The sequence below is a fragment of the Clostridium sp. CM036 genome, assembly GCF_055081135.1.
On the sequence record NZ_CM143652.1, the window covers coordinates 3,661,726 to 3,673,759 of the forward strand.

Here is a 12,034-nt window from a genome sequence, read left to right on the forward strand (position 1 = left end):
CCATCCACCTTTCTTAAAAAAAATTATTTTTTGCAACTATGAGCACAAGACCCACATCCAGTACACGCGCCAGTCACTGGATCAATTTCATGAAAATGTGCAATTTTATCATTAACTTTATTTGTTTGATTAATTGCTTTTTGGTTTAATAGAGCCATTAAAATTCCTAGAGTAATAAAAGCTCCAGGTGCTAGAACCATAATTATAGCAGGTTGAAAAGAGGCTCCCAATAATTTAAATCCGTATATTGAACCAGCGCCTAGTAATTCCCTTATTGCACCCAGAATTGCTAAAGCTACTGTAAACCCAAGTCCCATTCCGATAGCATCAAAAATTGAAGGAAGTGCTTTGTGTTTTGAAGCATATGATTCAGCTCTTCCAAGAATTACACAGTTAACAACTATAAGTGGAATAAAAATTCCGAGTGACTTATATAGAGATGGAACAAAACCTTGCAATAAAAACTGAATTAATGTTACAAAAGCAGCTATTATTGTAATGTAAGCTGGTATACGAACCTTATCAGGTATTGCATTTCTTAATAATGATATAAAAAGATTAGAAAAAATCAACACTGCTGTAGATGCTAGTCCCATACCTATGCCGTTTTTTACACTTGTGGTAACAGCTAGGGTAGGGCACATAGCGAGAACTTGCACAAATATTGGATTTTCGGTTACAATACCATTTTTTAATCTTTCAGAAAATACGCTCATTATTTTTCAGCTCCTTTCAATGAAGAGTTGTAAAAATCAATAGCATCGCTAACACCAAGAGTTACAGCTTTTGATGTAATAGTTGCACCTGTAATAGCTTGTATTTGGTTGTCCTTTGAAGGAGCTACTTTTACAACTTCTAATTTTTCGTTTATAGGTTTATTCTTAAATTGATCTGAAAACTTAGGTTCTGGAGCATTAGCACCAAGACCGGGAGTTTCAGTGTGGGCTAAAATTTTAATCCCAGTAACTTTTCCCTCGTTTGATATTCCAACCATGATTTCTACTGGGCCAGCGTATCCTTTTGGAGCAACTTTTATAGCATAACCAGCTATTTCATTACCCTTTAGGCCAGAGTTAACCTCAGAAATCTTTTCATTGATTTTCACGTCTGTCTTTTCAAATTTATCAGCTGTGGGTAATATTGCTTTCATAGCAGCTTGCTTATCAGCAGCAATCGAATTAGCAATAGGTGCTTTTGTTATTTCATAGGCACCGCCTAGTAAGAAGCCCGCAACTCCAGTAATTAAAAGTAAAATCAAACCTAATTTAATATTTTCTTTCAATTATTTCACCTCCCCAAAAATACGTGGAGCAGTAAACTTATCAATAAATGGAACAAATAAGCTCATTATTAATATAGAGTAGGATACTCCTTCAGCATAACCACCATATAAACGTATAATTGTGGTTAAAACTCCACATCCAAGTCCAAAGATAAGTTGTCCTTTTTTAGTCATTGGCGAAGTTGAATAATCAGTTGCCATAAAGAAAGCACCAATCATTAAGCCTCCAGCACAAATTTCATATAATGCATTTCCAGTCATTAAACCATCTCTACCTAATATAGCAGTTAAAACAAATACAGTACCAATAAATACTACTGGAGTATGCCAGCTTATTATTTTCCTATATAGTAGATAGGCTCCACCGATTAGTAATGCAAGTACAGAAGTTTCACCAATGCAACCACCGACATTACCAATAAAAACGTTCATTAGACTAGGTAAATTGTCACCACCAGTTTTAAGTATTCCAAGTGCCGTAGCAGCGGAAGTACCATCAACGGTAAAATTAGTCATGTGAACTGGCCAAGAAGCAAGTAAAAATGCTCTAGCGGCTAAAGCGGGGTTCATTACATTTTGTCCAATTCCACCAAAAAATTGTTTTACAATAATTATTGCGAAAAATCCTCCAATTGCAGGAAGCCAAAGCGGAACAGCAGCGGGCAAATTAAATGCAAGTAATAAACCAGTTACCACAGCACTAAGATCTCCTATTGTAATTTTTCTATGAGTTAGTTTCTGCCATAAAGCCTCTGCCGCAATACATGATAGCACAGATACCAATGTAACTAAAAATGCTTGCATTCCAAAAAAATATATGCCGGCAAAGGTAGCAGGTAGTAATGCTATTATTACGTCTCTCATTATGCCCTGCACAGAATCATTTGATTTTATGTGTGGGGATGAAGATACTGTATACATATAAGTCACCTCTATCTATTTTTTTCGTCTATTGATATTTACTGTTTGTTTACCTTCACGGCAAGTTTGAGTTAAATGACGTTTTGCTGGGCATACATAAGAGCAACAAGCACACTCAATGCAATCCATACCATGGTATTCTTCAAATTCATCGTACTTACCTCTTAAAACTAAAGAGTTAAGTTTTGTAGGGTTTAAAAACATAGGACAAGCGTTCATGCATTTTCCACATCTTATGCAGCTAGATTCTTGTTCTAATTTAGCTTGCTGTTTTGTTAAACAAAGTATCCCCGAGGTTCCTTTAATAACGGGAGTTTTTAATGAACTTAAAGCCATTCCCATCATAGGTCCACCGGATATTACTTTAACGGGGTCTTCTTTAAATCCACCAGCAGCCTCGATAACTTCTTCTATAGAAGTTCCAAATTTTACTCTTAAATTAAGTGGTTCTTTAACTGCTTCTCCGGTTACGGTTAGTACTCGCTCCATAAGTGGTCTACCGTTTACTACAGCGTTATATATCTCAAACACAGAATCAACATTTTGAACTATGCATCCAACGTCTGCAGGGAGCTTACCAGAAGGTAATTCTCTACCAGTAATTGCATAAATTAATTGTTTTTCTGCACCTTGAGGATATTTTGTAATAAGTGGAGTAACTTGTACATTATCCATGCTTTTGCAAGCTTTTTTCATAGCTTCAATTGCATCAGGCTTATTATCTTCTATTCCAACATATCCCTTTACACCAGGGAACATTTGAAGAATAATTTTTAAGCCGAGAGCTATTTCAGTGGATTTTTCCATCATCATTCTGTAATCGCAAGTTAAATATGGTTCACACTCTGCAGCATTTATTATAATGCTGTCGATAATTTTTCCCTCTGGAGGAGTAAGCTTAATATGTGTAGGAAAACATGCCCCACCCATACCTACTATACCAGCTTCTTTAATGATAGTTACGATTTCATTTTTTGATAGCTTTTCATAATCATTGTGAGGTGTCATAGTTAGCACTTCTTCATAAGTGTTATCGTTTTCGATAATGGCAGACAATACCATTGTTCCATTACTATGTAGCCACGGCGCTATGTCTTTTACAGTTCCAGATACGCTTGAATATATTGGCGCAGATACAAAAGCTTTGGATTCACCTATTTTTTGTCCCACCAATACTTTATCACCTTTTTTTACTAAAGGTTCGCAAGGTGCACCTATATGTTGTTGCATAGGAAATACTAAGTTGCCCTTTGGAAGCAAATCTTGAATTGCTTTGTGCATACTTAAGTCTTTACTACCACTCGGGTGAATACCTTTTTTAAAAGTCAAAAGTCCCATAATAAACCTCCTTGTAGTTCTCTGAGAGGCATAACAATTATCAATTGTTACCCTCTTTAGTGGTTTATAGTAGTATAACAATAATTAACTGTTATACTACTATAAAATTATAGCTAAGATTGTAAAAAATAAAAAAGTGTAAAAGCTTAATGCAGTTACAACTAAAATCCACTATACCATATATATTATACCTTTTGTATGTATAAAAGAATACCTTTTATGAAAAAAAACTTTTATGAAAAAGTGAGATTATTCCAATAACTCCACTGGTATAAAATGTGTTCTTAAGGAATATTACAATGAAAAATATAAGATTAATATGGTATACTTAATATGGATAATAAACTATATTTACGAGAAAATATAATTGAAAAGGTAAGGTGAATATGGAGAATAATAGTTTGAATAATTTGGAGATCCAAAGTGTGAATTTAGACATTAATGAGGATATCATAAATAGTTTAAAAACAGAGATTTATAAAAGAAGCAAATTTGAATATAATTCTAATGTTATTACTATTCCCAATTATTTTTATAGGTTTATAGGTATAAAAAACAATGAGAAAGATTACTATGAAAATTTACATAGTTTAGACAGTGAATTAAAGAAAATAGGGTCATGTTACATACGGTTTGGTGAGGGATTAGATAAAGACATTAGCATAAGACTTCAAAATGTATTAAATGACATTTGGATAAAAGTATTCAAAAGAGAAGTTCTAGATGTATCCTTAATTATAAATTTAATAAGTGATAATGGACTTTTTCCGAATTTATCTAATAAAGTTTTGCTCAGACAAATTAAAAATAATTTAAAGGGACTAATAGAGTATTATATTAAGAGCAATGAAATAATTGATAATCATAAAATTGAAGTTATTATCAATTATGTGATTCATTGGATAAATATTTATTCTAAAGAGTTATTCGAAGAGTTTGATTATATGAAAATTAATCCTAAGGTAGTCTTTTATGGAGAAATTTCAAGAGAAGAAGTTTTTTATTTAATATTATTATCAACCTTGGGTTGCGATATTTTATACTTTAATCCGAAAAACGCTGGAGCTTTTCATGAAATTGATAAATATAATGCTTTTTCAAATGAAATTGTTTATAATTGTAACTATGAAATAAAACCGTTCCCTTCTAATATTGAGGATAGAATTAAGACCACTGCATACAATGCTAAAGAAGAGCTTAATAAGACATTGTATACGGATGATTCTGGGTTTTATAGACCGTGGCAGTTTTCAGATTATAATGTAGAGGCAGTAACCCTTAATACTACATATGAGGAAATATATATTTGGATTAAGGAAAAGGCATACATAAGGGAAGGGTTTAAGGTTAAAGACTCAACTGTAGTCGTGCCCAACATGTTCTCAAAAATTTGTGGCACTCATGAAAATATTGATATTTACTGGAAGGAAATTAACGAGGTATCAACTGGGAAATTTACTAAGTTTTATAATGAACTACCTATAATGGATGTAGTACATTTGGAATATGGAAAATTTAATAAAATATACCCGAGTAATATTTTTTCAGGGTTCAATGTTTCGGAAATGCTTAATTCATCTTGGTGGAAATACAAGGAGCTCAGGTCTGGACTTCAAAAAACTATGGCAGAAAAAATTAAAGACTTATGCCTTAATCCTGTAATAATAAACGTTGAACAGGAAGATTTAAGGGATTTGCAAGTGGATATTTTCTCAGTGTTAATAAATTTAGATACAACATTACTTGAATTACTGCAAGCATATGATTACCCAGAAGAAGTTCCTAAAATTGTAGTTTATAATAATGAAGAAAATGGGAACTTATCTTTCGAAGATTGTATAATGCTTGCCTTTATGAATTCTATGGGAATAGATATAATTATATATAACCCTTCAGGGTATAACGACATAGAAAATTTTATATTTCCTGAGAAATATGACATTCATAGATTAGAAAATGTAAGTTTTAAGTTGCATTTTAAAAAACATGTTGAGAAGAAGAAAGGTTTTTTTGAAAATTTGTTTCGTAGTTAATATTTTGATAGTTGAAAAGTGAAAGCTGATTTTTATGCTATAGCACAAAAATCTTAAAAATAAGTTAGAAAAACATAGGCGCACGAGATATTAGGGGGAGAAAAACATGGAAAAAAATAATCAAATACTTAAAATCGAGGATGAAAACATTGAAGATAAGGCTATAGAGCAAAAAGCAATAAGCATAAGTCGGCAGCTTAAAGTCTCACCACAAGTGATGCAAATTGCAGCCAATATAAATATTAAAGATGCAAATGCAATATTAGAATTTGGAAATGAACCGGCTCAGCAAATATCAAAATTTGCGGATCAAATATTAAATTCTATTAAAAGCAGTAGTGTTGAAGACTCAGGTGTTATGATAAAAGAACTTACAAGTATAATGAAGAAATTTGATAAGCAAGATTTTGAGGAAAACAAAACGGGTTTTCTTGCAAAGCTATTTAGTAAACCAGGTAAGGCAATTGACAAAATGATGGGTAAGTATAAAACCATCGGAGGAGAAATAGACAAAATTTACACGGCGCTTAGTGGTTATAAGGCGGAAATAAATAGTTCTAACTTATCACTTGAAAACTTATATAATCAGAATTTTGAGTATTATGGAGAATTAGAAAAATACATTGCAGCAGGAAATATGGTTGTTGAAAAAAATGAAAATGGAGATATTCCTAGACTTGAGGCGTTAGCAGCGAGTGGTGAACAAATAAATATGATAAATTACGAGAATGCTAAAGCCACTGTTGAAATGTTAAAACAGAGAATTTATGATTTGGAAATGGCTAAGATGGTATCATTACAAACTGCCCCTCAAATTAAAATGATTCAAAGAGGAAATTATAAGTTGATATCTAAAGTTCATTCTGCTTTTATAATAACTATACCTGTATTCAAAAATGGAATAATTCAAGCTATTGCTTTAAAAAAGCAAAAGCTAGTATCAGATTCTTTAGCAGAGCTTGACAGAACTACTAATGAATTATTAATGAAAAATGCCGAAAATATAAGAAGTCAAAGTGTTGACATAGCGAAACTCGCTGGAGGAACAAGTGTAAAAATAGAAACGCTAGAGAAAACTTGGAATACTATTATGCAAGGGATAGAGGAAACAAAGAACATTGAAGATGAGAATAAAAAATTAAGAGAAGCCGGAATAGTTAAATTACATGATATGACAGAAAAACTAAAACAAAAATCTTTAAGCTAATTAATTATAATAGAGCGTTTTAAACTAAACGAAAGATTTAAAGGTGATTATATGGATCTGTTTGAATTACAAGCACAAAAGAACTTACAAAAAGAAGCACCGCTCGCTGAGAGATTAAAACCTGAAAAATTAGAAGACTATGTAGGGCAAGAGCATATTTTAAGCAAGGGAAAGCTTTTACACCGAGCTATAAAAGCGGATAAGATAACTTCGTTACTACTTTATGGCCCGTCAGGTACAGGTAAAACTAGCTTGGCTAAAGTTATTGCAAATACAACGAAATCTAATTTTGTTAGACTTAATGCTGTAACAGATGGGCTAAAAGAATTAAGAGAAGTGGTAGCTGACGCTAAGAATAATTTAGGCATGTACAATACTAAAACCATATTATTTATAGATGAAATTCATAGATTTAATAAAGCTCAACAGGATGCATTGTTACCTTTTGTAGAAAAAGGCACAATAGTTTTAATTGGAGCAACTACGGAAAACCCGTATTTTGAAGTCAATAATGCATTAATATCTAGATCTATGCTATTTAAATTAGAACCATTAAGGAAAAAACATATTGAAAAGATTATTGCACGTGCGCTTGTTGATAAAGAAGTAGGATTTGGGAACACCGATATTTGTATGGAGAGTGAAGCTATAAGTTATCTTGCAGATATGGCAAATGGCGATGCAAGACGTGCACTTAATGCTTTGGAATTATCAGTACTCACTACGGAAAGAGATGAAGATGGTAAAATAAAAATAACCCTTGCAGTTGTTCAGGAATGTCTCCAAAGAAAGCATATAAAATATGATAAGAATAGAGACGAGCATTATGATGTAATTTCTGCGTTTATTAAAAGTATGCGAGGATCGGACCCTGATGCTACAGTACATTACCTTGCTAGAATGATATACGCTGGGGAGGATCCAAAGTTTATTGCCAGGAGAATTGTAATAGCTGCATCCGAGGATGTGGGAAATGCTGATCCTATTGCGCTACTCGTAGCAAATAATGCAGCACAAGCGGTTCAGTTTATAGGCATGCCAGAAGCAAGAATTATTTTAGCACAGGCTGCAATTTATATAGCTTCAGCTCCCAAAAGTAATGCATCTTATATGGCTATAAATAATGCAATTAAAGATGTAGAAGAAAAAAATATAGGGGAAATACCTGTACATCTAAGGGATCAAAGTTATAGTGGTGCAAAGAAACTAGGACATGGAGTAGGATATTTGTACCCGCATGATTATGAGGGGAATTATGTAGCGCAGCAATATTTGCCTGATGAGCTAATTGGCAAAGTATATTATGAAGCCCTTGACAATGGATATGAGAAAAAAATTAAAGAACGCCTTAAGTCACATTCAAACAAATGAAGCAGATAACATAAACTTAGGTTTATGTTATCTGCCTCATTTGTTTGAATGCGCAAAAAAAAGTATATATTACGTATAATGCATTTAAGCGAGCTTTAGAACTTCTTGTTTTATTTTTAATTAAGATGCGTTAAGAAAAACATATGTTTGAGCGACAGCGAGTTTATGTTTTTAAGCAGATTAACTAAAAATAAAATTAGTAGTTCTTAGCGAAGTGAACGCATTAATAGTAATATATACTTGTTTATTTTTTATTTGAAAATATTTTTTTTATAATAGTTAAAATATCTACTATATATACTAAATATTTTTCAAAATATTCTGTTGTACCAATGGCAGAGGCAGTTGTTTTAACTACTACTTCAGTAACATCTTTTATGTTGTCTGTTACCTCATATAAGTTTTTAAATGTTTTTGGTAAAACAGACAATATTTCATCTATATTATCTTCATTTTTTTCGATAATTGAGTTTACACTTGATATAGTTTTAATAAGTTTTAATAACCCTATTATAAGTATAATTAAAATGACTACACCAAGAAAAAGCAATAAGCCTTGTCCTAATTTAAAAAAGTTTATATACATTAATAACACCACTATTCTATAAAATTTTGATTATTTTTTAGTTTCATTTTCAACTATAACAGGTTGTCCTACAACGGTATCTAAATCTTCATTGTCAGTTATAGTCATATCATCTTTTGTTTCAGAAATTACTTTTGAAGTCTTTTTTTCATTTAAATATTGAGAAACTTTAAATTTAGCATCTGTTACACTATCTTTGGCATCTGAGACTTTACTGTTAAGAGATTCTTTAAGGTCAGCACTTTTTTGTTTAATTTTAATTTTAGCATCTGTTACACTACCTTTAGCATCAGAGACTTTATTATTAATAGTTCTCGTAAGCTCTTTTGATGAACGAGCAATATCTTCTCTAGTTTCTTTTCCGGATTTTGGCGAAAAAAGTAAACCACCTAATAAACCACTAAGACTTCCAGCTGCGGTACCAATAAGTATTTTTTTTGCAGCTTTAATTCTTAATTTTCTTTCTTTTTCTTTTTTTTGTTTTTTATACCAATTTGAAAATATCATAAATGTTTCCCCCTCTAAATATAAAAACATTATATGGTTGTATATTATACAATATGTAGACTTTTGTCAATACATATAGGAAATGTAAAAAAATATACTGACAAGTACAAATTAAAACAAAAAGATTAGGACTTAGTTTTACACTAGGTCCTAATCTTTTTTGTTTTCATATGATTAATTAGAGCTTACAACCATTTGTGCAATATTATTTGAATGGTCTCCAACTCTTTCAAGATTGGTTAATAGTTCTAGATACACAGAGCTACCAGCAGGAGTGCATTCAAGGCGACTTAACCTAGATATATGCTCCTTTTTAAGCTGTCTTTCCATGGTATCTATCTTTTTTTCTACGTTCATTGCTTTGCGAGCAGATTCTAAGTCGGAATTTTCTAAAGCGGCTATTGCGTTATCAACACAGTATTTTACAGTTTCAAACATATATGTAACATCAGATAGTGATTTTTCTGAAAAAATGAGTTTATTAACCATTCTGCTTTTAGCAAGCTCACCTAAGTTGTCAGCATGATCTCCAATTCTCTCTATATCATTTACAACATTGTAAAGAGAAGTAATAATTTCAGATTGATGTTCAGATAGAGATGTATTTGAAAGCGACACCATATAACTAGTTATTTCTCTCTCAAGATAGTTAATTGTAACCTCATGATCAATAACTGAGTTCATCATTTTTTCATCACAATTAAGGAAAGATTGCATCGCATTAGAAAGATTTACCGAGGCTAATTGACCCATTCTAGTAACTTCCTTAATAAGTTGTCCAACTGCGATAGAAGGAGTTTCCAGTAGTCTTCGATCTAAGTATTCGAGTACTAGAGCAGATGATTTTTCATCCTCACCAGGTACTAATTTATTAACAATTTTAACTAAAGCATTTATAAACCAAACTTGTATAAACACATTTGATACATTAAATAATGTGTGAGCATTTGCAATTTGTCTTTGAACATCTCCACCAAACATCGGAACAATTTTTAATACTAACTTGAAAGCTACCATAAATATTAATGTGCCTGTAAAGTTAAAAATCAAATGTAACAGTGCAGCTCTTTTAGCATTTTTAGTTGTGCCTATACTTGCAAGTAGTGCAGTAGCACAGGTTCCAATATTATCCCCGAAAAGTATCGGAAGTGCAACAGCAAGCGTTATACTACTATTTGAAGCAAGTGCCATTAATATTCCAATAGTAGCACTACTACTTTGAATTGTTGCTGTCATACAAAGACCAACAATAACTCCCATGAACGGGTGCTTTCCTAAAACTAAAATAAGATTCTTGAAGCTATCTAGTTCACTTAAAGGACTCATAGCAGTTTCCATCATTGACATACCAACAAATAATATACCGAAACCCAAAACAATCTCGCCAATGTCTTTAGTTTTCTTATTCTTGCAAAATAAAACTAAAGCAGCACCTATTGCAAGAACAAAGGGTGCGACATCTGTAAGTTTAAAGGCTATAAGTTGAGCAGTCATTGTAGTACCAACATTTGCTCCCATAATAACCCCAGCAGCTTGGAATAAATTCATAAGCCCTGCATTTACAAAACCTATAGTCATTACTGTAGTAGCACTACTGCTTTGAATAATTGCAGTGACACCTGCACCAACGAGTACAGCGAAAAACCTATTGCTAGTTAGAACCTCTAGCATTTTTTTTAGCTTTTCGCCAGCAGCCTTCTGGAGACCATCGCCCATTAGCTTCATTCCGTATACAAATAGTCCTAAACCACCCAAAAGTTGAAAAATCATTTTATAATCCATATTTTAATAACACTCCTCTAAATAGAATATTCCGATGAAATTTTATCACAACAATGTTAAGTTAGTGTTAAGTTTCGATAATTTATGTTAATTTTTAAAAAAAAATGTACATTATTTCAACAAATATTGCGAAATATTAAAGAAAGGTCTATAAGATTCTTCTTTTTGTTAAAATTTCAATTAGTATTAATGCAAAAGCTCCTCCAATGAGCGCAGTTATAAGCTGAGGTGACCCCATAGTAATAACTAGTTTATTAACTATTTTTGGAGGCATATTTAGATTGAATAAGGGAATAAGTTTTGATGCGGAAATTGATAGAAATATGTATTTTATAAAAGCCCCAGTTATAACTCCTAAATGTTCACCATATTTTCCACGTTTATTTAAAATTACAAAACTAAGAACAAATATTATGTTACCAATGATTATAAAGGGGAGGAAGGGTCCTAAAACGCTGGCAAGTTGTCCAGTTAACCAGGCGAGTAGCGGAGTTAAAGAAGCTACTAATACTCCGTAACCACCTCCACAAATTGCAGCTGTAAGTATAAGGATAGCATTAACAGCTGGTCCAACAAAAAATTGGCTTATTCCAGGTAAAGTCTTTCCTACTACTTGAAAAACTATAGCTAGAGCAAGAAAAAGACTTGCTTTTACCAGGTTAGTAACATTTCTATTTTTCATTTTATTCACTCCTAAATAGTTTTTTAAATACTAATTATACCATAATAATAGACAAATGCTGATATTATATGGTATCAGCAATAAGTGCATACTAATAGAAGCAGCGGAGAATATCATATTTGGTAAATAATAACAAAGAACAGTGAGAAAATATTAATGCTGTAACATTTGTTACCGACTTTCAATCTGTGCGCAACTATAATAAAGGTAGTTCAACAATAAAGGACAGATTACTTATGTTGATGTTAATTATTCAAAATACTAAATTTTTATATGGAAGATAATTAGTGCATTCAAATAAATACCAAGTTAATATGAGGCTATT

Annotated in this window: 11 protein-coding genes; 3 read left to right on the top strand and 8 right to left on the bottom strand. The window is 32.0% G+C overall.

The features are described from left to right. Window positions 1-23: 23 nt before the first annotated feature. Genes ACWJKE_RS17380 through rsxC form a run of 4 tightly spaced genes read right to left on the bottom strand, consistent with a single transcriptional unit; the run spans window position 24 to window position 3,541 of the window. Window positions 24-716: an RnfABCDGE type electron transport complex subunit E gene (locus tag ACWJKE_RS17380; RefSeq protein WP_216301992.1), complete on the bottom strand. Its 693-nt coding sequence runs from the start codon at window positions 714-716 to the stop codon at window positions 24-26. Then, window positions 716-1,282 (bottom strand): RnfABCDGE type electron transport complex subunit G, encoded by a 567-nt coding sequence (locus ACWJKE_RS17385; RefSeq protein WP_165411699.1) that lies wholly within the window; start codon window positions 1,280-1,282, stop codon window positions 716-718. The genes ACWJKE_RS17380 and ACWJKE_RS17385 overlap by 1 nt, the downstream gene beginning before the upstream one ends. Then, window positions 1,283-2,203, bottom strand: a complete 921-nt coding sequence (locus ACWJKE_RS17390; protein WP_216301993.1) for an RnfABCDGE type electron transport complex subunit D — start codon at window positions 2,201-2,203, stop codon at window positions 1,283-1,285. A 15-nt stretch (window positions 2,204-2,218) separates the two neighbouring features. Continuing rightward, window positions 2,219-3,541 (bottom strand): electron transport complex subunit RsxC, encoded by a 1,323-nt coding sequence (rsxC, locus tag ACWJKE_RS17395; protein ID WP_462959050.1) that lies wholly within the window; start codon window positions 3,539-3,541, stop codon window positions 2,219-2,221. A 401-nt stretch (window positions 3,542-3,942) separates the two neighbouring features. Here rsxC and ACWJKE_RS17400 point away from each other — a divergent pair, with 401 nt between their 5' ends. From ACWJKE_RS17400 to ACWJKE_RS17410, 3 genes are all read left to right on the top strand, one after another. Further along, entirely contained in the window at window positions 3,943-5,574 is a 1,632-nt protein-coding gene (locus ACWJKE_RS17400; protein ID WP_462959051.1) for a YceG family protein, read from the top strand. A 106-nt stretch (window positions 5,575-5,680) separates the two neighbouring features. Continuing rightward, complete coding sequence (locus ACWJKE_RS17405; protein ID WP_220319640.1) at window positions 5,681-6,781, top strand: toxic anion resistance protein; 1,101 nt, start codon at window positions 5,681-5,683, stop codon at window positions 6,779-6,781. Window positions 6,782-6,832: 51 nt separating this feature from the next. Beyond that, window positions 6,833-8,152: a replication-associated recombination protein A gene (locus ACWJKE_RS17410; protein WP_216301997.1), complete on the top strand. Its 1,320-nt coding sequence runs from the start codon at window positions 6,833-6,835 to the stop codon at window positions 8,150-8,152. 244 nt (window positions 8,153-8,396) lie between these two features. Here ACWJKE_RS17410 and ACWJKE_RS17415 read toward each other — a convergent pair whose 3' ends face one another. The 4 genes from ACWJKE_RS17415 to ACWJKE_RS17430 all read right to left on the bottom strand — a co-directional run bounded on the left by ACWJKE_RS17415 (window position 8,397) and on the right by ACWJKE_RS17430 (window position 11,709). Beyond that, complete coding sequence (locus ACWJKE_RS17415; protein ID WP_216301998.1) at window positions 8,397-8,738, bottom strand: hypothetical protein; 342 nt, start codon at window positions 8,736-8,738, stop codon at window positions 8,397-8,399. 30 nt (window positions 8,739-8,768) lie between these two features. Further along, window positions 8,769-9,245 carry a YtxH domain-containing protein gene (locus ACWJKE_RS17420; RefSeq protein ID WP_462959052.1) on the bottom strand — a complete coding sequence of 159 codons (477 nt, stop codon included), beginning with the start codon at window positions 9,243-9,245 and terminating at the stop codon, window positions 8,769-8,771. Window positions 9,246-9,419: 174 nt separating this feature from the next. Then, window positions 9,420-11,027 carry a Na/Pi cotransporter family protein gene (locus ACWJKE_RS17425; RefSeq protein WP_216302000.1) on the bottom strand — a complete coding sequence of 536 codons (1,608 nt, stop codon included), beginning with the start codon at window positions 11,025-11,027 and terminating at the stop codon, window positions 9,420-9,422. A 148-nt stretch (window positions 11,028-11,175) separates the two neighbouring features. Next, window positions 11,176-11,709: an ECF transporter S component gene (locus ACWJKE_RS17430; protein ID WP_216302001.1), complete on the bottom strand. Its 534-nt coding sequence runs from the start codon at window positions 11,707-11,709 to the stop codon at window positions 11,176-11,178. Between the last annotated feature and the right edge of the window lie 325 nt (window positions 11,710-12,034).